The 22,598-nt window shown below is 64.7% G+C and carries 19 protein-coding genes and 1 pseudogene; 14 read left to right on the top strand and 6 right to left on the bottom strand.

Annotated elements, in window-relative coordinates; translation table 11 throughout:
• Positions 1-4: 4 nt before the first annotated feature.
• The 5 genes and pseudogenes from ABIB45_RS17040 to ABIB45_RS17020 all read left to right on the top strand — a co-directional run.
• A pseudogene (locus tag ABIB45_RS17040) lies at positions 5-442 on the top strand (FAD-dependent monooxygenase); the annotation flags it as partial.
• 128 nt (positions 443-570) lie between these two features.
• Entirely contained in the window at positions 571-1,086 is a 516-nt protein-coding gene (locus tag ABIB45_RS17035; RefSeq protein WP_354217026.1) for an HAD domain-containing protein, read from the top strand.
• Between the two features lie 153 nt (positions 1,087-1,239).
• Positions 1,240-2,499 carry an inorganic phosphate transporter gene (locus ABIB45_RS17030; RefSeq protein ID WP_354217025.1) on the top strand — a complete coding sequence of 420 codons (1,260 nt, stop codon included), beginning with the start codon at positions 1,240-1,242 and terminating at the stop codon, positions 2,497-2,499.
• On the top strand, positions 2,496-2,717 hold the full coding sequence (locus ABIB45_RS17025) for a hypothetical protein (RefSeq protein ID WP_354217024.1): 222 nt from the start codon (positions 2,496-2,498) through the stop codon (positions 2,715-2,717). Before ABIB45_RS17030 ends, ABIB45_RS17025 begins: the two co-directional genes overlap by 4 nt.
• A gap of 23 nt (positions 2,718-2,740) precedes the next feature.
• On the top strand, positions 2,741-3,298 hold the full coding sequence (locus ABIB45_RS17020; protein WP_354217023.1) for a dihydrofolate reductase family protein: 558 nt from the start codon (positions 2,741-2,743) through the stop codon (positions 3,296-3,298).
• Positions 3,299-3,314: 16 nt separating this feature from the next.
• On the opposite strand, the gene ABIB45_RS17015 is transcribed toward ABIB45_RS17020, so the two are convergent.
• A complete protein-coding gene (locus ABIB45_RS17015; RefSeq protein ID WP_354217081.1) occupies positions 3,315-3,794 on the bottom strand; it encodes a hotdog fold thioesterase in 480 nt (159 codons plus the stop codon).
• Between the two features lie 148 nt (positions 3,795-3,942).
• Here ABIB45_RS17015 and polA point away from each other — a divergent pair, with 148 nt between their 5' ends.
• The 5 genes from polA (at position 3,943) to rpsA (ending at position 10,633) form a co-directional block, all read left to right on the top strand.
• Positions 3,943-6,633, top strand: a complete 2,691-nt coding sequence (polA, locus tag ABIB45_RS17010) for a DNA polymerase I (RefSeq protein WP_502914541.1) — start codon at positions 3,943-3,945, stop codon at positions 6,631-6,633.
• 74 nt (positions 6,634-6,707) lie between these two features.
• Entirely contained in the window at positions 6,708-7,997 is a 1,290-nt protein-coding gene (locus tag ABIB45_RS17005; protein ID WP_354217080.1) for a GNAT family N-acetyltransferase, read from the top strand.
• Between the two features lie 118 nt (positions 7,998-8,115).
• Positions 8,116-8,499: a polysaccharide deacetylase family protein gene (locus ABIB45_RS17000; protein ID WP_354217079.1), complete on the top strand. Its 384-nt coding sequence runs from the start codon at positions 8,116-8,118 to the stop codon at positions 8,497-8,499.
• Complete coding sequence (locus tag ABIB45_RS16995; protein WP_354217021.1) at positions 8,435-8,956, top strand: polysaccharide deacetylase family protein; 522 nt, start codon at positions 8,435-8,437, stop codon at positions 8,954-8,956. The genes ABIB45_RS17000 and ABIB45_RS16995 overlap by 65 nt, the downstream gene beginning before the upstream one ends.
• 198 nt (positions 8,957-9,154) lie before the next feature.
• Positions 9,155-10,633, top strand: a complete 1,479-nt coding sequence (rpsA, locus tag ABIB45_RS16990; protein ID WP_050687814.1) for a 30S ribosomal protein S1 — start codon at positions 9,155-9,157, stop codon at positions 10,631-10,633.
• Positions 10,634-10,754: 121 nt separating this feature from the next.
• Here the strand turns inward: rpsA and ABIB45_RS16985 are convergent, their stop codons facing one another.
• Together ABIB45_RS16985 and ABIB45_RS16980 are read right to left on the bottom strand one after the other, a co-directional pair.
• Positions 10,755-11,267, bottom strand: coding sequence for a GNAT family N-acetyltransferase (locus ABIB45_RS16985; protein ID WP_354217020.1), 513 nt, complete (start codon positions 11,265-11,267; stop codon positions 10,755-10,757).
• Positions 11,251-11,940, bottom strand: a complete 690-nt coding sequence (locus tag ABIB45_RS16980) for an IMPACT family protein (RefSeq protein ID WP_354217019.1) — start codon at positions 11,938-11,940, stop codon at positions 11,251-11,253. Before ABIB45_RS16980 ends, ABIB45_RS16985 begins: the two co-directional genes overlap by 17 nt.
• 33 nt (positions 11,941-11,973) lie before the next feature.
• Here ABIB45_RS16980 and coaE point away from each other — a divergent pair, with 33 nt between their 5' ends.
• The 4 genes from coaE (at position 11,974) to ABIB45_RS16960 (ending at position 18,086) form a co-directional block, all read left to right on the top strand.
• A complete protein-coding gene (coaE, locus tag ABIB45_RS16975) occupies positions 11,974-13,188 on the top strand; it encodes a dephospho-CoA kinase (protein WP_354217018.1) in 1,215 nt (404 codons plus the stop codon).
• A 79-nt stretch (positions 13,189-13,267) separates the two neighbouring features.
• Complete coding sequence (gene uvrB / locus ABIB45_RS16970) at positions 13,268-15,367, top strand: excinuclease ABC subunit UvrB (RefSeq protein ID WP_354217017.1); 2,100 nt, start codon at positions 13,268-13,270, stop codon at positions 15,365-15,367.
• 172 nt (positions 15,368-15,539) lie between these two features.
• The gene (locus ABIB45_RS16965) at positions 15,540-16,568 is read left to right on the top strand and encodes a TerC family protein (RefSeq protein WP_354217016.1); all 1,029 of its coding nucleotides are present in this window, start codon (positions 15,540-15,542) and stop codon (positions 16,566-16,568) included.
• Between the two features lie 99 nt (positions 16,569-16,667).
• Positions 16,668-18,086, top strand: coding sequence for an MFS transporter (locus ABIB45_RS16960; protein WP_354217015.1), 1,419 nt, complete (start codon positions 16,668-16,670; stop codon positions 18,084-18,086).
• On the opposite strand, the gene ABIB45_RS16955 is transcribed toward ABIB45_RS16960, so the two are convergent.
• The 3 genes from ABIB45_RS16955 to ABIB45_RS16945 form a co-directional block, all read right to left on the bottom strand.
• The gene (locus ABIB45_RS16955) at positions 18,072-19,370 is read right to left on the bottom strand and encodes an alpha/beta fold hydrolase (protein ID WP_354217078.1); all 1,299 of its coding nucleotides are present in this window, start codon (positions 19,368-19,370) and stop codon (positions 18,072-18,074) included. The genes ABIB45_RS16960 and ABIB45_RS16955 overlap by 15 nt on opposite strands.
• A 79-nt stretch (positions 19,371-19,449) precedes the next feature.
• On the bottom strand, positions 19,450-19,950 hold the full coding sequence (locus ABIB45_RS16950) for a GNAT family N-acetyltransferase (RefSeq protein ID WP_354217014.1): 501 nt from the start codon (positions 19,948-19,950) through the stop codon (positions 19,450-19,452).
• A 21-nt stretch (positions 19,951-19,971) separates the two neighbouring features.
• Positions 19,972-22,515, bottom strand: coding sequence for a DEAD/DEAH box helicase (locus ABIB45_RS16945; RefSeq protein ID WP_354217013.1), 2,544 nt, complete (start codon positions 22,513-22,515; stop codon positions 19,972-19,974).
• Between the last annotated feature and the right edge of the window lie 83 nt (positions 22,516-22,598).

The following is a 22,598-nucleotide window of genomic DNA, read 5'->3' as shown; positions in this document are numbered from 1 at the left end:
ACCGGGGCGCGGCATGGCGCACACCGCCGCCGGCGTGGACTACGAGGCTGATGTCATCATCGGCGCTGACGGACTCAAGTCCACGCTGCGTCCGCTCGTGGCCAGCGATGAGCCGGTTCCCTCGGCCAACGTCGCCTACCGCGGCACGGTCCCGATCACCGAAGACACCCCCAAGGCCGACCTCGAAGACGTCATCATCTGGCTCGGACCGGACTGCCACCTCGTGCAGTACCCGCTGCGCAAAGGCGAGCTGCTCAACACCGTGGCCGTCTTCAAGTCCGCCTCTTTCGAACACGGCGAACAGCAGTACGGCGGCGTCGACGAGCTCGAAGCAGCCTGCAAGGACTGGTTCCCCGCCGTTCAGTAGGCGTTGAAGAACCTGGCCACGGGCATCCGCTGGCCCATGTACGACCGCGACCCGATCGAGAACTGGGTCGCCGGGTCTAGCGGGTTCGGCCTGACGGCCACGAGTCCTTGAGAAGGGGCTGCACGCAATGCGACCATTGATGCGTGCAGCCCCTTCTTCATTTAAGTGCCGAGCCGGGTCTGCGGGCCTGACGGAGAACCCGTTTGCGGAACGTCAACCTTTACTTGGATGTCGACGGCGTGGTGTGCCCCTTCGGGGCGACCGGCCGGACGCCGTGGGGTTCCGACTGGAGCCTCGCGAACGCCGGCATGCTCGAAGTGGCCTACGCGGGGGAGTTGGTGGACGGGCTGAACGGGCTGGCCCGGCTGCCCGGCCTGCGCTGCGTGTGGCTGACCAGCTGGGAGGACATGGCTCCCCAATACCTCTGCCCCGCCATCGGCTTTGCGGGCGGCCGGTGGCCCTGGCTGACGGCCGCCGGTGCAGGTGCAGGTGCAGGTGAGAGCTGGTGGAAGCTTGCCGCCCTGCAGGAGGACGTGGCCACTACCACCCCGGCCGGGATCGTGTGGATTGACGACCAGCTCCGGTACGAACAGGAGGCCCAGGCGTGGGCCGAAATTCTGGGCGCGCGGATCCTCGTTCTCTCGCCCGATCCGCGCCGGGGAATCTCGCCTGCCGAGCTGGCTGCCGTCACGGCCTTTGTCACCGGGCCGCTGTTTTGACCTCATCCGGGAGGCGCGTACGATCGATAGGGTTTCAAGCCGGTTCTGTTAACGCCGCAGGTCATTTCACGTGAACTTCACGTGAATTATGCTGTGCAGGGCAGGTGGGGGCAACGGAACTGCTGAACGTCGACTCTGCAGATTGGGCAACAGGTGGATATCACCTTTATGGTGGTGCTGGTCATCGCACTGGCACTCTTTTTCGACTTCACAAACGGCTTTCATGACACTGCCAACGCGATGGCCACGCCCATCGCCACTGGTGCTATCAAGCCAAAGACGGCGGTGACGCTCGCTGCAATCCTGAACCTGGTGGGTGCCTTCCTTTCAACGGAAGTGGCCAAGACCGTCTCCGGCGGCATTATCCGGGAAGGTTCCGACGGCGTCCTGATCACTCCCGAGATCATTTTCGCCGGCCTGATGGGTGCCATTCTGTGGAACATGATCACGTGGCTGAAGGGCCTGCCGTCGAGCTCCTCCCATGCCCTGTTCGGCGGACTGATCGGCGCAGCCATCGCCGGGATCGGCTTCAGCTCCGTGAATCTGGAGACCCTGCTTCAAAAGGTCATCCTGCCAGCCATCTTCGCCCCCCTCATTGCCGGGATCGTGGCCTATCTCTGCACCAGGCTCGCTTATGGATTAACCGCCCGCCACGACCCCGAGACGGGCAGCAAGCTCACCCAGAAGCGCGGCGGTTTCCGCACCGGCCAGGTGTTCACCTCCAGCCTGGTGGCGCTGGCCCACGGCACCAATGACGCCCAGAAGACCATGGGCATCATCACCCTGGTGCTGATCTCTGCCGGCACGCAGGCCCCGGGCTCCGGCCCGCAACTCTGGGTCATCGCCGCCTGTGCCCTGGCTATCGCCCTCGGCACCTATTCAGGCGGCTGGCGCATCATCCGGACCATGGGATCCGGCCTGACAGAGGTCAAGCCGGCACAGGGCTTCGCTGCCGAGACCAGCACGGCGGCGGCGATCCTGGCGTCCTCCCACCTGGGCTTTGCGCTCTCCACCACGCAGGTCGCCTCAGGCTCTGTGATCGGCTCCGGCATGGGCCGCAGGGGCACCACCGTGCGCTGGAACATGGTGGGCAAAATCGCTTTGGGCTGGCTGTTCACCCTGCCTGCGGCCGGCATTGTCGGGGCCCTGACGGCGCTGCTGGTGAAGACGGGCGTAGCGGGCGTGGTGATTGCCGCCGTCGCGGGCACTGCCGCAGTGATGTTGATGTTCTCCTACTCACGCAAGGCCACAGTGGGCCACCACAACGCTGTGGAGGTCGAGGAAGCCGGGCAGGCCGTCCGCTTCGCCAAGAAGAAAGCCCTCGCCCGGGCCCGCGCCAGGGCGAAGGCCGCGGCAGACGCCTCAGCAGACGCAGCAACCGGGGCCAGCAACACGAAGGATACCCAGCGATGAAATGGTTGGAACTACTGACCGTGGGAGGCGCCACGCTCGTCGCTGCCGTGACTGTGGTGGGCCTGTACTCGCTTGGCGTGCGGCTTACGGCCATTGCCGGCGACGCCCAGCAGGCATCGCCCAGGTTGAAGCGTTCGCTCGCCTATGTCTGCTTTGGCCTCTGCGGGCTGGCGGTCCTCTTCGGGCTCTACCTGATTATTCCGTACTTCTCCGCGTAGCCGCCGCTGGCTACGCTGGGTCCATGCCCAGGTTCCAGTATTTTGTCGCAGCCTCCCTCGACGGCTTCATCGCCACCGCCAAAGACGACCTCGCCTGGTTGTTTGAGTTTGACGGTTTCGAGGGTGGCAAGGAAAGCTACGAGTCCTTTATGGAGGGCGTGGGCTGCATTGTGATGGGCGGCGAAACGTTCGCCTGGCTGATGGACCACGAGCCCGGCAACTGGCCGTATCCCACCACGCCCTGCTACATCTTCACCCACCACGAGCACGCTGCCCCGCCCGGTTCGGACGTGACGTTCGTCCGCGGTCCGGTGCAGGAATTCATCCCGGACTTTATGGCCGACGCCGGCACGAAGAACGTGTGGGTGGTGGGCGGCGGAAACCTGGCAGCGCAGTTCTCAGCCGCCGGCAGCCTCGACGAAATCATCCTTTCGGTCATCCCGGTAGTGCTGGGTGACGGCAAGCGGCTGCTGCCGCTGGAAGGCCCGACGCCGCCGCTGGAGTTGACGGCGTCCCGCACCCTGGGGCGCGGGATCGTCGAGCTGCGTTACAACGTCAACTCCGCTGAAGCGGTCCGCTGACGTCCGCGCAGCGCGCCTAGGCCTCGGCCTCGGCCGGCGAGTTGTCCCGCAGCATGTTGGTGATGCGGGCCGTGGACAGGCGCAGGCCCTTTTCGTCGGTCATCACGATCTCATGCGTGGTCAGCGTCCGTCCCAGATGGATCGCGGTGCAGGTACCTGTCACGGTGCCTGCCGCAACCGCACGGTGGTGCGTCGCGCTGACCTCGATGCCCAGGGCATGGCGGCCCGCTCCGGCGTGCATCCCGGCGGCGAAGGACCCCAGCGTTTCAGCCAGGACCACGTGGGCGCCGCCGTGCAGGATGCCCGCCACCTGGGTGTTGCCTTCCACGGGCATGGTGGCCACCGTCCGTTCCGGGCTCATCTCCAGGAAGCGGATGCCCATCTTTACCACCAGGGCGCCGATGCCGAACGGGCCGAGCCAGTCGTGGAGGTGCTCCGGGATGCCTGCTGTGATCAATTCCTCAGTGAATGACCCAGGCGTGAAATTGTCCATCATGGGAACTAGGCTGGCACCTGTGAGTGAAACTACCAAACCGGCCCCCTTCCCGTCTGAAACCGCTGTACCCAACGCAGACGCCGCGCTGCAGGACATCACGGTCCCGCCGTCGGCCGGGGGCCGGGCTTCGGCCACCGAAGCACCCGTCATCCCGCTCACCGGCCAGCCACGCCTGCTGGTACTCGACGGGCACTCCATGGCTTTCCGTGCTTTCTTCGCCCTGCCGGCGGACAAGTTCTCCACGGCCAACGGCCAGCACACCAACGCGATCCACGGTTTCACCTCCATGCTGATCAACCTGATCAAGGAGCAGAAGCCCACCCACATTGCGGTGGCCTTCGACGTCTCGGATGAGACCACGCACCGCAAGGCCGAGTACAGCGAGTACAAGGGCGGCCGCAACGAAACTCCCCGCGAGATGAGCGGCCAGATCGACCTCATCGATAAAGTGATGCAGGCCTGGGGCATCAAGACCATCAAATTGCCCGGCTTCGAAGCGGACGACATCCTGGCCACGCTCGCCGCCATGGGAGACAAGGCGGGCTTTGAGGTGCTGCTGGTTTCCGGCGACCGCGATGCTTTCCAGCTCATCACCGATAACGTATTCGTGCTGTATCCCAAGAAGGGTGTCAGTGACATACCCCGGATGGACGCCGCCGCCATCCAGGAAAAGTACTTCGTCACCCCCGCCCAGTACTCGGACCTGGCGGCCCTGGTAGGGGAGACAGCCGATAACCTCCCGGGAGTTCCCGGCGTCGGTCCTAAAACCGCCGCAAAATGGATCAACCTGTACGGCGGACTCGAGGGCGTGCTCGAGCACCTGGACGCAATCGGCGGGAAGGTGGGCGATGCCCTCCGCGCGAACGTCGAAGGCGTGAAACGCAACCGCCGGTTGAACCGTCTCCACACGGACCTGGAGCTTCCCGTCACCCTGGACGACCTCTATGAGCCCCGGCCGGACCAGGCGGCACTCGAGAACCTCTTCGACGAGCTGGAATTCAAGACGATCCGCACCCGCCTCTTCGCCCTGTACGGCGAAGAGGACACCCCCGCCGCGGAGCGGGAAACCCTCGACACGCCTGACTTCGTGACTCCTGCAGGGGCAGCAGACCTCAGCCTTTTCCTAGCGGCCGGGGACGGGCAGCGCTCAGCTGTCGCCATCGACCTGGTGCCGGGCCGCATCGGCGAGGACGCCGCCGCACTGGCCATCGTCCGTGACGATGCAGCCGTTTACATCGACCTCGCGGCACAGGATGCCGGCGCCGAAAACGTCCTGGCGGACTGGTTGCGGGACACAGCTGCCCCGAAGGTCATGCACGGCTACAAGGCTTCACTGAAGGCCCTCGCCAGCCGCGGCCTGGACTTGGAAGGCGTCGTGGATGACACGTCCATCTCGGGTTACCTGATCGAGCCGGACCGCCGCACTTATGAACTCGCCGAATTGGCCCAGCACCACCTCAACATCACCATCTCGTCCGCAACGTCCAAGGCGGGCCAGCTCGAACTGGCGTTCGACGGCGATGACGCCGCCAAAGCCGGTGCCCTTGTCCAGGCGGCTGCGGTGGTCCAGGCGCTCAGCCGCCACTTCGAAACCGAACTGACCGAGCGCAAGGCCGCTGACCTCCTCACCACCCTTGAGCTGCCCGTCAGCCGGGTCCTTGCCGTCATGGAAACCGCGGGAATCGCCGTCGACATGCAGCGCATGGACGAGCAGCTCGCTGACTTGTCCAAGGTGATCGACAACGCCCAGGAGCTCGCCTTCGCCGCCATCGGCCACGAGGTCAACCTGGGCTCGCCCAAACAGCTGCAAACGGTGCTCTTCGAAGAACTCCAGCTGCCGAAGACCAAAAAGATCAAGTCGGGCTACACCACCGATGCCGCCTCACTGAAGAACCTGCTGGAGAAGACCGGGCATGAATTCCTGGTCCAGCTGATGGCACACCGCGAATCGGCCAAACTGCGCCAGATGATCGAGTCCCTGAAGAAGTCCGTCACCGAGGACGGCCGGATCCACACCACCTATGCGCAGAACGTGGCGGCCACGGGCCGGATCTCCTCCAACAACCCGAACCTGCAGAACATCCCCATCCGCAGCGAGGAAGGCCGGCGCGTCCGCGGAGTCTTTGTGGTCAGCGACGGCTATGAGTGCCTCCTGTCTGCGGACTACTCGCAGATCGAAATGCGCATCATGGCGCACCTGTCGGGCGACGCCGGCCTGATCCAGGCCTACAAGGACGGCGAGGACCTGCACCGGTTTGTGGGGTCCAACATCTTCCACGTACCCATAGACGAGGTCACCAGCGCCATGCGCTCGAAGGTTAAGGCGATGTCCTACGGCCTCGCCTACGGTCTGACCTCCTTTGGGTTGTCCAAGCAGCTGGAAATTTCGGTGGATGAGGCGCGTACCCTGATGAAGGACTACTTCGACCGGTTCGGTGCCGTCCGTGACTACCTTCGCGGCGTAGTCGACCAGGCCCGGATCGATGGCTACACGGCCACCATCGAAGGCCGCCGCCGCTACCTCCCGGATCTCACCAGCACGGACCGGCAGCTGCGCGAAAACGCAGAACGCATTGCGTTGAACTCGCCCATCCAGGGATCGGCCGCGGATATCATCAAGCGCGCAATGCTCGGGGTGCAGGATGAACTGGCGGCCCAGGGCCTCAAATCGCGCATGCTGCTGCAGGTCCACGACGAACTGGTGCTTGAAGTCGCCGCCGGTGAACGGGAAACCGTTGAGCGGATCGTCACTGAACAGATGGGCTCCGCAGCGGACCTCAGCGTACCGCTGGATGTCCAGATCGGCGCCGGCCCCAGCTGGTACGGCGCCGGCCACTAGCCGCCAGGCGCGGGGTGCGTGTTGTCGCTGGCCAGGTCCCGGCGTCATTGGTTAGGCTCGGCCCTGTGGCTAAACTGCGAGATGACTACGAAATCCGGCGCTTCGACGCGGCAGCCCAGGGCGAGTCCGGCTATCCCGAAGCGGAAAGGTGGGTCAAGGCCGTCGCGTTCGGCTTCCACGAATCTACGCGCACCGCGGATCATGTGGCCCAGTCCCTGGCGACCTACCGGGCCGACCGGCGAGTCCTCACCGGCGCGTACCAGACCCGGGAGGTGGCGCCCGGGTCCCTCCCCGCGGACGTGCCGGTGGCCACCTTCGGCACCCTCCGCAAAACACTCAACATCGGCTTCGGCCGGATGCTCGAAACCCAGCTGGTCACCGCCGTGACAGTGCGGACCTCGCACCGGCGCCGCGGCCTGCTCCGACGCATGATGTCCGAGGACCTGGCACTGGCCAAGGGTGGCGGCCTGGCGATGGCAGCCCTGACGGCATCGGAGGGGTCTATCTACGGACGCTTCGGCTACGGTGTGGCCAGCTTTGAACGTACGGTGAAGGTGGACACCACCGCCCGGTTCCGGCTCAACCACCAGCCCATCGGCAGCGTGGACATTGCGGACCCGAGAGTGCTTCTGGACATCGCGCTGGAAGTTTTTGACCGAGTGCATCGCGTGACCCCGGGATCGATCGGCCGCCAGGACTGGTACCGCCAACTGGCTTCAGGTTCCCTGGCCCGCGACGGCAAGGATGACCCCGCCATCAAAGTGGCCCTGCACTACGGTCCGGACGGAGACGTGGACGGCTACGTGTCCTACAAATTCCTGGGCTGGGACACCGAGCCTCACACCATGCATGTGGTGGACCTCGTAGCCGCCACCCACGAGGCCTACCTGGAGCTCTGGCAGTTCCTCGCCGCCATCGATCTCGTCGAACGCATCACTTGGGAGGAAGCACCGCTGGATGACCCTCTCACATGGGCATTGGCCGATCCCCGCTGCATCGACTCCTCGGACAGCAGGGACATGCTGTGGCTCCGCATCCTGGACGTGGTCCAGGCGTTGGAAGCGCGGCATTACCCGGCGGATGGCCGGCTCGTGCTAGAAGTTATTGACCCTCTTGGCCTGACTGCTGGCACCTTTACCCTCGCAGTCAGTGGCGGTGAGGCCGCCGTCGAACGAGTTAAGACGGGGGCGGATCCGGACCTGACACTGGATGTCTCCGCCCTGTCATCAATTTATCTGGGTGCGGTCTGTCCGGTTACACTGACGGCGGCTGGGCGGATCCGCGAACGCAAGCATGGCGCGTCGCTCCAGGCTCGTGGGTTGTTCGCCGTGGAGCGCGCCGCCCACTGCCTGACCCATTTCTAGGAGCCCCTGCGTCATCAAAGGACTATCTGTGGCGAATACCCAAGCGCCGGAAATGCCAGACCGCCGGTCCTTGCTGCTCGGAATGGCTGGTTTGACGTCCGTAGCACTCTCGGGGTGCATGGCAACCGCCGACGCGGGGCAACAGGAAGAGCTCTCAACACCGGAGGCAACGCTCCTGGTGGATCCTGCCGCTCCCGCTCCCTCACGTACGGCCCCGGCGGAAGCCCCTACGGATGAGCCCCACCGTCCTGCGCCACCCACTAAGCAACAGATCATCGCTGAATTCAGTGCACGGAAGCCACAGGAGTGGGGGTTGCATGTCACAGGAGTGGTCACCAGGTCCGCTGCCGGGCAGATTGCGCTGACGCTGGATGCCTGCGGAGGCCCGGGCGGCACGGCGTGCGACCAGCAACTGCTGACGACGTTGCGGAAGCTCAATGTGCCGGCCACTTTGTTCCTCAACGAACGGTGGATCCAGGCAAAACCCGGCACTGACGGCTGAGTTGGCCCGCGACCCCCTTTTTGAGCTCGCCAACCACGGATTCCTGCATCGTCCATTGTCCGTCAGCGGGAAATCTGCCTATGGCATCGCAGGAACAGCTGACATAAGCCAGGTCTATGACGAGGTCATGGGGAACCAGGCTGTCCTTCAGGACATCATCGGCCATGTTCCGGGGTTCTTCCGGCCCGGAACGGCGTACTTCGACGACGTCGCGGCCGCCATTACGCGCCGCCTGGGTCTTTTGCCGGTAAATTTCACGATCAATGGTGACGGCGGTGCCACGTTTGCACCGTCCACCGTGGCGGCCGAGGTCGGCAAGGCGCGAAACGGGGATATTGTGATTGCCCACTTCAACAAGCCCGGCAGCGCCACGGCCGCCGGGCTTGCCCAGGCCCTGCCCCGGCTCCTGGGGCAGGGTGCAACGTTTGGAAAACTGGGGGCGGTCCTGCCTTTATGAACTGCCCTGACTTTGACCCTTGTTGGCCGCTGCGACTAGACTAAACGGGCATGTACTACGTGCATGTTCTCTAAAATCCACAGAATCAGGATGGCCCGGCGGATCCCTTTGATCTGCCGTCACCTGCGTGTGCGTTCCATAACGCGCGTGCGGCGGTTTGCCTGACCGACATACTATCCACAACGGAGCCCCTACTACATGACCATCACCTCCACCGAGAAGCCCGGTACCCCCGTAGTCGCGATTAACGACATCGGTACCGCTGAGGACTTCCTCGCAGCAGTCGACGCCACCATCAAGTACTTCAACGACGGAGACCTCGTCGAAGGTACCGTCGTCAAGGTCGACCGCGATGAAGTTCTGCTCGACATCGGTTACAAGACCGAAGGTGTCATCCCCTCCCGCGAGCTGTCCATCAAGCACGATGTTGATCCCGGAGACGTTGTCTCCGTTGGCGATCAGGTCGAAGCCCTGGTGCTCACCAAGGAAGACAAAGAAGGCCGCCTGATCCTCTCCAAGAAGCGTGCTCAGTACGAGCGTGCCTGGGGCGACATCGAGAAGGTCAAGGAAGAAGACGGTGTCGTCACCGGTACCGTCATCGAGGTTGTCAAGGGTGGTCTTATCCTCGACATCGGTCTGCGCGGCTTCCTGCCCGCATCCCTCGTCGAGATGCGCCGTGTGCGCGACCTTGCTCCGTACATCGGTCAGCAGATCGAAGCCAAGATCATCGAGCTGGACAAGAACCGCAACAACGTTGTGCTGTCCCGCCGTGCATGGCTCGAGCAGACCCAGTCCGAGGTCCGCTCCACGTTCCTCAACAAGCTGGAAAAGGGCCAGGTCCGTCCCGGCGTTGTTTCCTCCATCGTCAACTTCGGTGCCTTCGTGGACCTGGGCGGCGTAGACGGCCTGGTTCACGTTTCCGAGCTGTCCTGGAAGCACATCGACCACCCGTCCGAGGTTGTCGAAGTTGGCCAGGAAGTCACCGTCGAGGTTCTCGAGGTGGACCTGGACCGCGAGCGTGTTTCCCTGTCGCTCAAGGCTACGCAGGAAGATCCGTGGCAGACCTTCGCCCGCACCCACGCCCTTGGCCAGGTTGTTCCGGGTAAGGTCACCAAGCTGGTTCCGTTCGGTGCGTTTGTCCGCGTCGAAGACGGCATCGAAGGCCTGGTCCACATCTCCGAGCTGGCAGTCCGCCACGTGGAGCTGGCCGAGCAGGTTGTCTCCGTTGGCGACGAGCTGTTCGTCAAGGTCATCGACATCGACCTGGAACGCCGCCGCATCTCGCTGTCCCTCAAGCAGGCCAACGAGGGCGTCGACGCCGACAGCACCGAATTCGATCCGGCTCTCTACGGCATGGCCGCCGAGTACGACGAAGAGGGCAACTACAAGTACCCCGAGGGCTTCGATCCGGAGTCCAACGAGTGGCTTGAAGGCTACGAGAACCAGCGCGCCGCCTGGGAGCAGCAGTACGCTGACGCCCAGACCCGTTGGGAAGCCCACAAGAAGCAGGTTACCCAGCACGCTGCCGACGACGCTGCAGCTGCAACGTCGGGTGACAGCGATTCCGGCACCACCAGCTACTCTTCGGAGCCCGCTGCCGAGTCCAACGCCGGTGCAGGAACGCTTGCATCCGACGAGGCTCTCGCCGCTCTGCGCGAAAAGCTGACCGGCAACTAATTGCCACCGGCCCGGAACTTCCCGGGCCAACCCAGTGGGCCCCTGCGAAGGCAGGGGCCCTCTGGCGTTAACAGGCCCACCTGGGGGCAATAATCGCCTTCACCCGTACGTTTCGGCGCGCTTACTGGAAGTCAGCTGAAAGCACGACGACGGCACTCACCCCGCCGTCGCCGTCGTGCGTCAGGACGGCACCCGCAGCGCGGAGGAGGCGCTGGGCGGCAGAGTTGCCGGCGGTAGTTTGGGCTGTGACCGCCCGCAGCCCGGCCCGGCGGGCCGCCGCCAAAACCAATGCCATGGCCGCTGTGCCGATGCCGCATCGCCGAAAGCTGTGGGCCAGCCAGATGCCCGTCTCCGCCGTCCGGTTGTCCGCCGTGAGTTTCAGCCTGACCGAACCAGCCGGACTTCCATCGCACAGCACCACCCAGCTTTTCTCCCCGGCCGGCCCGCGCAGGCCGGAGGAGGCTGCCCGGTGGTAGGCGCGGAACCAGTTGAGGCGTTCGGAGTTCCAGCCCGGCACGCTGCCAAGCGGCGGCGTGACTTCGTCAGCGGCGGCGTCACTCATGGCCAGTACGAGGAGCGGTCCCAGCAGTGTTTCGTGCACGTCAGCGAGGGTGATCTCAGGGGATTGCGACATCGACCCACTCCGTTGCTCCGGGCCTGAGCCCTGCCTTCCCGGCTGTCAGGGACAGGACGCGGTCCGAGGCAGCGCTGATCTCGGCAGGATCATCCGGGATGGCAACGCGGAGGACCGTCTCCTGTGCGCCGTAGCTGGTTTCCGCCATCACAAAGCCGGCCGCGCGGAGGTCATTTTCGAGCCGGCCGGCGGCGCCATGCGGAACGGCCGCCTCAAAGATCCGCAGCCGGCGGCGCCGGACCAGCGGTGCGCGTTCGAGGGCGGCGGACACCGATTCCGAATAAGCGCGCACCAATCCACCCGCGCCCAGCAGGATGCCGCCGAAATAGCGTACGACGACGGCGCTGACGTCGCTGAGGTCCGTCACTCCTGCTACGGCCTCCCGTTTAAGGATCGCCTCCAGCATGGGAATGCCGGCGGTGCCTGAGGGTTCGCCGTCGTCATTGGAACGCTGACTGTGCCGGTCAGGCCCGATGACGAAGGCCGAGCAGTGGTGGCGTGCGTCGTGGAACTCGCGCCGCAGACCGGACACAAGATCTCGTGCGGTCTCCTCACTGTCGGCACGGCGAAGCACCGTGATGAACCTGGACCGTTTGATCTCCATCTCGTGGCGGAAGTCCGGTCCTGCCGCGAGCGTGGTGTAGGACGTGGCCCGGCTCTCTTGCTCTTGCACCGCCCAAGTCTATTGCCGGACTAGGCTGGTGGGGTGCTGAAAATCGGTTTGACGGGCGGCATCGCCTCAGGGAAGTCCGTGGTTGCTTCACGCCTGAGGGAGCTCGGTGCGGTGCTGGTGGACGCCGACGCACTGGCGCGGGAGGTAGTTGAGCCCGGCACGCCCGGACTGGCCAGCGTGGTGGCAGCGTTTGGGGTGGACGTGCTTGACGCCGGCGGCCGGCTGGATCGCGCCAGGCTGGGCGCGGTGGTGTTTGGCAATCCCACCCAGCTGGCTGTGCTCAATGGCATTGTGCATCCGCTGGTCCGCGAAGCGGCGGCCGGGATCATCGCGCAGGCTCCGGACGGCGCCGTCGTGGTGCAGGACATCCCGTTGCTGGTGGAGACGGGGCAGGCCGGCAACTTCCATCTGGTGCTGGTGGTGGACGCACCCGACGACGTCCGGATCGCCCGCATGCTCATCCACCGCGGGATGACGCGGGAGGAAGCGGCGTCACGCATGGCGGCGCAGGCCGCACGTGCCGACCGGCTGGCCGCGGCGGACGTGGTCCTGGACAATTCCGGGTCCATGGACTCGCTGCTGGCGCAGGTAAACCGGCTCTGGGCTGGCCGGCTGGTGCCTTTTGCGGACAATATCCGGCGTGGCGTGAGAGCGGCCAGGGGAGGCACCGCAGTCTTGTCGGCGCCGCGGGAGGACTGGGCGGCGCAGGCCGCCCGGCTGGGCTCCCGGATCTGCGCCGCAGTACCTGGTGACGTTCTGGCAGTAGACCACATTGGGTCCACCGCAGTGCCCGGCCTCGCAGCAAAAGACGTAATAGACCTCCAGGTCACGGTGGCGGACCTTAATGCCGCGGACAGGATTGCATTGCAGTTAGCGGCCGCGGGCTTCCCAGTGGTGCCGGGCGCCGGCTTCGACACCCCGAAACCGACGGACCCCGACCCGACGCAGTGGCAGAAGCGCTTCCACGCCAACGCGGACCCTGGCCGTGATGTGAACGTGCACGTCCGGTCAGCCGGATCGGCCGGTTGGCGCTACGCGCTGCTGTTCCGCGACTGGCTCAGGAAGGACCCGGAAGCCGCCACCTTGTATGCGGACCATAAGCGCGCTTTGACCGAACAGTTTGCCGGCACCCGGGGCACCCGGGCGTATGCGGAAGCGAAAGAGCCATGGTTCACCGACGTCGCCTGGCCACGCATGGACGGCTGGGCGGCGCGCACGGGCTGGCAGCCGCCGTCGTACGTCCCTTGATCCCGCCATCCGTGGGCGGGACTGTTCGCCGGTAACGGATACCGGCCGGACTGTCGGTCCCCGGTTGTAGATTAGATGCATGAGCCTTGCGCAGGATATCAACCGTGTAGTCGCGCCCTTCGAGGTCATTAGTGAATTCCAGCCCGCCGGTGACCAGCCAGCTGCCATCGCCGAACTGACGGAGCGCATCAGGAACGGCGAAAAAGACGTAGTCCTGCTGGGTGCCACGGGCACCGGCAAGAGCGCCACTACCGCCTGGCTGATAGAACAGATCCAGCGGCCCACCCTGGTCATGGTCCAGAACAAGACCCTGGCAGCCCAGCTCGCCAACGAATTCCGTGAGCTGCTGCCCAACAACGCGGTGGAGTACTTCGTCTCCTACTACGACTACTACCAGCCCGAAGCGTACGTGGCTCAGACGGACACCTTCATAGAGAAGGACTCCTCCATCAACGAGGAAGTCGAAAGGCTCCGCCACTCCGCCACCAACGCCCTGCTGACAAGGCGGGACGTCATCGTCGTCGCCACGGTGTCCTGCATCTACGGCCTGGGCACCCCTGAAGAGTACATTGCCGGGATGGTCACGCTCCGCAAGGGGGCGGAGATGAACCGCGATGACCTGCTCCGGAAATTCGTCTCCATGCAATATGCGAGAAACGACATGGACTTTCACCGCGGGACGTTCCGGGTCCGCGGCGACACCGTGGAAATCATCCCGATGTACGAGGAGCTTGCCATCCGGATCGAGTTCTTTGGGGATGAGATTGAGAACATCCATACTCTCCACCCGCTGACCGGCGAGGTGATCCGGGACGAAGAGGAAATGTACGTCTTCCCGGCCTCGCACTATGTGGCCGGCCCCGAGCGGATGGCCCGGGCCATCAAGCGGATCGAGGACGAACTGGCCGAACGGCTGCAGGTCCTGGAAAGCCAGAACAAGCTGGTGGAAGCCCAGCGGCTCCGGATGCGCACCACCTACGACCTTGAAATGATGCAGCAGATGGGCTTCTGCAACGGCATCGAGAACTACTCGTCGCACATTGACGGCCGTGCACGGGGGACCGCCCCGCACTGCCTCATTGACTACTTCCCGGACGACTTCCTGCTGGTGATCGATGAATCCCACGTCACCGTGCCGCAGATCGGCGCCATGTACGAGGGAGATATGTCCCGCAAGCGCAACCTGGTGGACTTCGGCTTCCGCCTGCCGTCGGCCATGGACAACCGCCCGCTCAAATGGGACGAATTCCTCGACCGCACGGGCCAGACCGTCTACCTGTCGGCCACGCCCGGCAAGTACGAACTGGGCAAGGCCGACGGCTTCGTGCAGCAGATCATCCGGCCCACCGGCCTGATCGACCCCGAAGTGGTGGTCAAGCCCACCAAGGGCCAGATCGATGACCTCCTGGGTGAGATCAAGACACGGTCAGCGAAGAACGAACGCGTCCTGGTCACCACGCTCACCAAGCGGATGGCGGAGGACCTCACCGACTACCTCGTGGGCCACGGCATCAAGGTGGAGTACCTGCATTCCGACGTCGACACCCTCCGCCGGGTGGAACTCCTCCGTGAACTCCGGATGGGTGTCTTTGATGTCCTGGTAGGCATTAACCTGCTCCGCGAGGGCCTTGACCTCCCCGAAGTCTCACTGGTGAGCATCCTGGATGCGGACAAGGAAGGCTTCCTGCGGTCTTCCACCTCGCTGATCCAGACCATCGGCCGCGCGGCCCGGAACGTCTCGGGACAGGTTCACATGTATGCCGACCGCATCACAGATTCGATGGCCCACGCCATCGATGAAACCAACCGGCGCCGAGCCATCCAGGTGGCTTACAACACGGAAAAGGGCATTGATCCGCAACCGTTGCGGAAGAAGATTGCTGACATTACCGACCAGCTGGCCAAAGAAGATGCCGACACCCAGGAGCTGCTGAACAACAACCGGCTGGCGAAGGGCGGCAAGCGTGGCAAGTCGGCGGCCAAGGGCGCAGCACAGGTGCGCAAGGACGGCCTCGCGGCGGCGCCGGCGGAAGACCTGGTAGGTCTTATCGAACAGCTCACCGAACAGATGCACGGCGCAGCCGCCGAGCTGCAGTTCGAGGTGGCCGCGAGGATCCGCGACGAAGTCGGCGAACTCAAGAAGGAACTCCGCCAGATGCAGGCGGCCGGGCACGCTTAGCTGCCTGCTGTACAGTTAATGTCACGTAGGGGAGTATCCCAAGCGCTACGATCGTCAACACGCCAGGCACAGTTGCCTGGCCGGGCGTAGCGGGTCGCCAATTCAGCACCAAGTGCGCAGGCTGGCCGGAGAGACTTACACCACTTCTCTGTGCCCTGCGAAAGGTTACCCCGTGCTCGATTTGCCCGTGTGGTTCGAGGTCGGCTCCCTTGTCGTCCTCGGCCTGATAATTCTCCTCGACCTTCTGATGGTTGTCCGACGCCCCCACGAACCTTCCATGAAGGAAGCCGGCTTGTGGGTGGCGTTCTACGTGACCCTCGCCCTGGTGTTCGCCGGTGCCATGTTTGCCTTCACCGGTCCTGAATTCGGTGGCCAGTTCGTCGCCGGCTGGGTGACGGAATACAGCCTGAGCATCGACAACCTGTTTGTCTTCATCATCATCATGGCCAGGTTCTCCGTACCGCGGAAGTATCAGCAGGAAGTCCTCATGGTGGGCATCATCATCGCGCTGATCCTGCGCGGCATCTTCATCCTGCTCGGCGCCATCGTGATCGAGCAGTTCAGCTGGGTGTTCTACATCTTCGGCGCGTTCCTGCTCTGGACTGCGTGGAAGCAGGCCCAGGATGAAGGTGAGGACGAAGAGGACAAGGAAAACCCGCTGATCGCTCGCATCCGCAAGATCATCCCCATGTCGGAGAAGTTCGATGAGGGCAAGCTGCGCACCACCCTGAACGGCAAAAAGGTCTTCACGCCCATGCTGATCGTGTTCATCACCATCGGCCTGACGGACCTCCTCTTCGCAGTTGACTCGATTCCAGCCATCTTCGGCCTGACGCAGAGCCCGTTCATCGTGTTCACCGCCAACCTGTTCGCCCTCATGGGCCTGCGCCAGCTGTACTTCCTGCTGGGCGGCCTCATGAACCGCCTCATCTACTTGAAGCATGCGCTGTCCTTCATCCTGGCGTTCATCGGGGTGAAGCTGGTGCTGCACGCCATGCACGTCAACGAACTGCCGTTCATCAACGGTGGCAACCACATTGAATGGGCCCCGGAGATTCCGACCTTCGTCTCCCTGGCCGTGATTGTGGGTACCATCATCGTCGCCGTGATCGCCAGCCTCATGAGCTCCAAGGCACAGACGGCCCACCTGGACACCCGCCTCGAGGAAGACGCCAAGAAGAGCTTCAGCGAAAGCGAGTAGGCGTTCGCTAAACCCTGTTTGTCCCAGCAATCCCGGCCGCAGTGGCCGGGATTGCTGGGCTTAATTCCCCCTCCGGGAGCGGGGGACTATGCTCGGACCATGACCCGCATCCTCATGACGGACAGCGGCGTACGCCAGGTGCAGCGGCGCACCATTGTGCTGCTGAGTGTGGCCCAGATCTTCGGTGGCATCGGAACCGGAGCCACCGTATCCATCGGTTCGATCCTGGCCGTGGAGCTCTCAGGTTCCGGTGTCTGGGCGGGGGCCGTGGCCACTCTCATGACTTTGGGCGCCGCCCTGGCCGCCCTGCCACTGGCGTCGCTGGCAGACCGCCGCGGCCGCCGGATCGGCCAGGTCACGGGGCTTTCCGCTGCCTTGGCGGGCACGGTGCTGATCGTGCTGGCCGTGGTCTCCGGCTTATTCGTGCTGCTGGTGCTCGGGGCGTTGGGCATCGGAGTGGGCACCGCGGCCAGCCTGCAGGCGCGCTTTGCCGCTGTTGACCTTGCGGACGCCGAACACCGCGGCAGGGCATTGTCCGCCGTCGTGTGGGCTGTGACGGTAGGCGCCGTAGCGGGACCCAACCTGATTCAGCCCGGCACGGTCGTAGGGCAGGCTCTCGGACTGCCGCCCGTTGCCGGACCATTCGTGATCTCCGCGGCCGGTCTCCTGCTGGCCATCGTGCTGATCTTCACCGGCCTCAGGCCGGACCCCCTTCTGTTCGCCCGGGAGATCGCCGCCATGGACCTGGCTGGTGGGGGACTGGCTGCGGGGGACCTCGCCGGCCAGCCAGCCGGAGCCGATCAGGGGACTCCGGCCACCGCAGTCGCTCATCAGGGCATGACCCCCCGCAGTGCGCGCGGGGGGACGCTGGTGCGCGGGCTGCGGGCGGTCCGCCAGTCTAAACCGGCGCTCCTGGCGTTAGCCGCCGTCGTCGGAGCGAATGCGGTAATGGTGGGGGTGATGTCCATGACCCCGCTGCATCTGCAGGAGCTGGTCGCCGGGCCCGGCGCCACCCATGCCGGGCATGCTGCCTCCGGCGATGTACTGGTGATCATCGGTTTTACTATTTCACTGCATATCGCGGGCATGTTCGCCCTGTCACCGGTCATGGGCTGGCTGACGGACAAGGCAGGCCGGACGGAGACCATTATGATCGGCTTCTCCACGCTGCTCGCCGCTGTTGCCGTCGCAGGATTTGGCCAGGCATCCACCGTAGCCGTAGCTGTGGGACTGGTCCTGCTGGGCATGGGCTGGTCCGCGGCCACGATTTCCGCCTCTACCCTACTGGCGGAGAGCGTAGGCCAGGAGTCCCGCGTGGTGGTCCAGGGCGTGTCGGACATGCTGATGGGCGCAGCCGGGGCGGTTGGCGGAGCCAGCGCCGGGCTGATCCTCAGCTGGGCCGGTTACCTGGGGCTGAACATGGCAGGAGCCCTCGTGGGAGCCGTCGTACTGACCGTTGCATTCGTGGCCCTGGTGGCACGGCGGCGCAGTGAATCCGCTGGCTCAGTTGGCGGCTGAACTGCCGGCAGAGCGCACCATCCCCAGCAGACGGCCAAAAATTGCCTCGCCGTCGTCGGCTATTCCGTCATGATGGAAGTCCGCAGTCTCCCAGACCTGGAGTCCCCGGACGGAAGCCGCCGTTTCCAGGGACAGATCGCGGTCCACGTAGATGTCGTCCCGGTAGACGGCAGCGGCAACGGGCACGCTGTTGGCGGCCAGCTGCACAGCGTCGTACAGCGGCTTCCAGTCGGTCTTGGCAGCGAGCAGCTGAGCTACCCCCTGCAGCGGTCTCAACGCGGGATCCTGCTCGAAGTACCACGGATACACCATCTCGCCGGTCAACAGCAGCGGCTCGGCCGCCGGACGGAACTCCGGGTATTCGGCCAGGACGCGCCAGGCAGCCCAGTTGCTCGCCTGACCCTGGCCGTAGATCGACTCGTGCATCAGGGCATACAGCGGGTTGGCCAGGCGGGACACGATTCCCTGAACCTGCGCCAGGAAGGCATCGGAGAGCCGGGTCCCCTGCGGAGTGCCGGTGAAGGCGTCTTCGAGCAGGTAGTGCAGGCCGTCCACCCGGGTGTTTCCGCCCAGGAACGCGCCCACCATCTGGAACCGTTCCACAGTGAGCCGGCCGCCGTCGGGCAGGAACTCTTCTGTCTGCCGAAGGTGCTTGGCGATCCGGTCCACCGTCCGGCGGTCCTCCGGATACCACGCGAAGTACTCGGTATTGCGTGCCGCGACACGGGCGAAGGTGGCGCGGTAGACGTCGTCGGCATGACCTGCGAGCGGCGCCAGACCGCCGGTGATGAGGGCTTCCTTCACCCCTGCGGGGGCGAAGGACAGGTAAGTCAGGGCGCAGAATCCGCCGTAGCTTTGCCCGTAGATGCTCCACGGGCGGGAGCCGAGCGCTGACCGGACGAGTTCCGCGTCGGCCACGATGGAATCCGCACGGAAGTGTTCAAGGTAGGCGGCCTGTGCCTCCGCCGTCCCCAGCGACGGAAGGGTGTTCCGGTCGATGGGGGTGGACAGGCCGGTGCCGCGCTGGTCCAGCATCAGGATCCGGAAGCCCCTGGCCGCTGCCTTGCTCCAGCCGCCCAGCGTCGCCAGCCTGTTGCCGCGGCCGCCCGGGCCGCCCTGTAAGTACAGCAGCCAGGGGAGGTCCTGGGCCTCAGCCTCGGTGTGATCTGACGAGACATATTCACGGGCGAACACAGTGATGGTGTCCGGCGCGGTGCTGCTGCCGGCTGACGCCGGGGCAAAGTGGTCCAGCGGCACGGTGAAGTAGTGCTCGGCCGTCCGCATGCCCCGGAATTCGTGGCGGGCCTTGACCGTATGCCGGACAGGGTGTTGCGTTCGGGCGGCTTCGAGGGATGTCGCCTGCTCAGGCACGGGCCGCTGCCGGGATGTCAGCGCCAAAGGCCGCCAGCGCATCGCCGGTCAGCCGGAACGTTGACCAGCCGTCCATGGGACGGGCGCCGAGGCTCCGGTAGAAGTTGATGGACGGTTCGTTCCAGTCCAAAACGCTCCATTCCACCCGGGCGTAGCCGTTTTCGACGGCGGTGGCGGCCAGGTGCTTCAGGAGCGCCTTGCCGTGGCCTTCGCCGCGGGCGTGCGGGCTGACGTAGAGGTCCTCCAGGTAGAGGCCATGGACGCCTTCCCATGTGGAGTAGTTCAGGAACCAGAGCGCGAACCCCTGGACCTCGCCCACGGCATTTTCCGCCATGGTGGCAAACACCCGAGGATTATCGTCAAAGAGGACCTCAGCCAGCATCTCCGGGGTGTTGCGGACGGCCTCAGGTTCCTTCTCGTAGATGGCCAGTTCGTGGATCATCTGCAGGATGGCGGGGACGTCTTGCCGGGTGGCGGGGCGGATTACACTCATGGCTCGAGTTTACAGGGGCCCTTAGAGGCGGTTGACGTCGGTGACCCGGACAACTGCCGTGCCGGTTTCGTCCGAGGCCGCCAGATCCACTTCGGCGGAGATCCCCCAGTCATGGTTGCGCGCCGGATCATCGAAGATCTGCCGGACCTTCCAAAGCCCCGGATCTTCGGTGATGATGAGGAGCCCTGGACCGCGGGCGTCGGGGCCGGTGCCGATGTCGTTGTGTTCATCGAAGTAGTCGTCCAGGACGTCTTCCCAACGATCGGAATCCCAGCCCGCACCGCCGTCGAGCTCTCCCAGCGCTGCCGCATTTTCGTCGGCGAACAGCTCCACCCGGCGGAACATCTCGTTGCGGACCATCACGCGGAAGGCCCGGATGTTGGCCGTCAGCGACGGCGGCGGGGGAGGCGGGGCGTCGTGCGGCGTGGGTGCCGCGCCGGACGTCAGCTCCTCCCATTCGTCCAGGAGGCTGGAGTCCACCTGCCGCACCAGCTCGCCGAGCCAGGCGATGAGGTCCTCAAGGTCCTCCCGGAGCATGTCCTGCGGCACCGTCTGGCGCAGTGCTTTAAAGCAGTCTGCCAGGTACCGCAGCACGATGCCTTCAGAGCGGGCCAGTCCGTAGAACTGGACGAACTCGCCGAAGTTCATGGCACGCTCGTACATGTCCCGGACCACTGACTTGGGCGCCAGTTCAAAGTCGCCCACCCAGGGCGCCGCCTTGCGGTAGACCTCGAATGCTTCGCCCAGCAGCTCCGCGAGCGGCTGCGGGTACGTTACGTCCTCCAGCATCGCCATCCGCTGGTCGTACTCGATGCCGTCTGCCTTCATCGCGGCGATGGCTTCCCCGCGGGCTTTTTTCTGCTGGGCGGAGAGTATCTGCCGCGGCTTTTCGAGGGTCGCCTCAATGACGGACACCACGTCCAGGGCGTACGACGGCGACTCCGGGTCAAGCAGCTCCAGCGCCGCCAGCGCAAACGGCGAGAGCGGCTGGTTCAGCGCAAAGTTGGCCTGCAGGTGGACGGTGAGCCGGACAGTCCTGCCGTCCGCGCCCTGCTCTGTGGCGGGAATGCGCTCCACCACCTCGGCGGCGAGGAGTTCGCGGTAAATTCCCAGGGCCCGTTTCATAAGCTGCAGCTGCGAGGACCGCGACTCGTGGTTCTCGGTCAGCAGCCGGCGGGCAGCCGTGAACGGGTCGCCCGGACGCTCCATCAGGTTCATCAGCATCGAGTGCGTCACGCCGAAACTCGAGCTCAGGGGATCGGGCACGGATTCGACGAGGCGCTTGAACGTGGGTTCACCCCAAGAGACGAACCCCTCAGGAGGCTTTTTCCTGACCACCTGGCGTAGTTTCTTCTGGTCATCGCCGAACTTGGCGGTGGCTTTGGCCATGGCCTTTACGTTCTCGGTCACGTGTTCCGGCGCCTGGACCACAACTGTCCCGGCGGTGTCATACCCGGCCCGGCCGGCGCGGCCGGCGATCTGGTGGAACTCCCGTGAGTTAAGCAGCCGGGTGCGCACGCCGTCGTACTTGCTCAGCGCCGTGAGCAGGACGGTACGGATGGGCACGTTGATGCCCACTCCCAGTGTGTCCGTTCCGCAAATCACCTTCAGCAGGCCCGCCTGGGCGAGCTGCTCCACCAGCCGACGGTACTTGGGCAGCATGCCGGCATGGTGGACGCCGATTCCGTGCCGGACCAGCCTGTTGAGGGTCTTGCCGAACCCTGCGGCGAAGCGGAAATTGGCGATCAGCTCCGCGATCTTGTCCTTTTCTTCACGCGTGCAGACGTTTATGCTCATCAGGGTCTGCGCGCGGTCGATGGCTTCGATCTGGCTGAAGTGGACAACATAGACGGGAACCTGGCGTGTGGAAAGCAGTTCCTCAAGCGTTTCGTGGACCGGGGTCTCGTGGTAGTAGTAATGCAGCGGAATGGGGCGCTCTGCGGAACTGACGGTAGTGGTGGGGCGGCCGGTGAGCTCGGTGATTCCGTCCTCGAAGCGGCTGACATCACCCAGCGTTGCGGACATCAGGAGGAACTGGGCCTGCGGAAGCTCCAGCAGGGGGACCTGCCACGCCCAGCCGCGCTGAGGGTCGGAGTAGAAATGGAATTCGTCCATAACCACCGAGCCAAGGTCTGCGCCTTCGCCTTCACGCAGGGCGATGTTCGCGAGGATTTCGGCCGTGCAGCAAATGATGGGCGCGTCCTGGTTAACGCCCGAATCACCGGTGATCATGCCGACGTTTTCGGCGCCAAAGATCTCACACAGGGCGAAGAACTTCTCGGACACCAAAGCCTTGATGGGCGCCGTGTAGTAGCTCCGCTGCCCCCGGGCCATGGCCTGGAAATGCGCAGCGATGGCAACCAGGGACTTGCCTGACCCCGTGGGGGTGGCCAGGATGACGTTGGCGCCGGTTGCCAGCTCCATGATGGCCTCGTCCTGGGCTGCGTACAGCTGCAGGCCCCTGCTTTCGGTCCACGCCAGGAACTGGGCGTAAAGGGCGTCCGGGTCGATGCCCGCACCAGGAATTGAGGAGGGCATGGCGGGCAACTGGTCGACGAGTTTCATTGATTTCCAGCTTAGTGCCCATCAGGTGCCGGATATCCGGGCGGCTAAGGGTTAGGCTCGCGATACTGCCAGACAGACCAGAG

The sequence above is a fragment of the Arthrobacter sp. UYCo732 genome (assembly GCF_040547265.1).
Taxonomy (GTDB): Bacteria; Actinomycetota; Actinomycetes; order Actinomycetales; family Micrococcaceae; genus Arthrobacter.
The sequence above is the reverse complement of the archived record's forward strand: the minus strand, read 5'-3'. Positions and strand labels throughout refer to the sequence as shown.

Coding starts and splice junctions, on each gene's coding strand:
- ABIB45_RS16960 (WP_354217015.1), top strand. CDS start 16,668: ATGACCCGCATCCTCATGACGGACAGCGGCGTACGCCAGGTGCAGCGG.
- ABIB45_RS16955 (WP_354217078.1), bottom strand. CDS start 19,370: ATGCGGACGGCCGAGCACTACTTCACCGTGCCGCTGGACCACTTTGCC.
- ABIB45_RS17020 (WP_354217023.1), top strand. CDS start 2,741: ATGCCCAGGTTCCAGTATTTTGTCGCAGCCTCCCTCGACGGCTTCATC.
- ABIB45_RS16950 (WP_354217014.1), bottom strand. CDS start 19,950: ATGAGTGTAATCCGCCCCGCCACCCGGCAAGACGTCCCCGCCATCCTG.
- ABIB45_RS16995 (WP_354217021.1), top strand. CDS start 8,435: ATGTGCCGGCCACTTTGTTCCTCAACGAACGGTGGATCCAGGCAAAAC.
- rpsA (WP_050687814.1), top strand. CDS start 9,155: ATGACCATCACCTCCACCGAGAAGCCCGGTACCCCCGTAGTCGCGATT.
- ABIB45_RS16985 (WP_354217020.1), bottom strand. CDS start 11,267: ATGTCGCAATCCCCTGAGATCACCCTCGCTGACGTGCACGAAACACTG.
- uvrB (WP_354217017.1), top strand. CDS start 13,268: ATGAGCCTTGCGCAGGATATCAACCGTGTAGTCGCGCCCTTCGAGGTC.
- ABIB45_RS17015 (WP_354217081.1), bottom strand. CDS start 3,794: ATGATGGACAATTTCACGCCTGGGTCATTCACTGAGGAATTGATCACA.
- ABIB45_RS17025 (WP_354217024.1), top strand. CDS start 2,496: ATGAAATGGTTGGAACTACTGACCGTGGGAGGCGCCACGCTCGTCGCT.
- ABIB45_RS17000 (WP_354217079.1), top strand. CDS start 8,116: ATGGCAACCGCCGACGCGGGGCAACAGGAAGAGCTCTCAACACCGGAG.
- ABIB45_RS16945 (WP_354217013.1), bottom strand. CDS start 22,515: ATGAAACTCGTCGACCAGTTGCCCGCCATGCCCTCCTCAATTCCTGGT.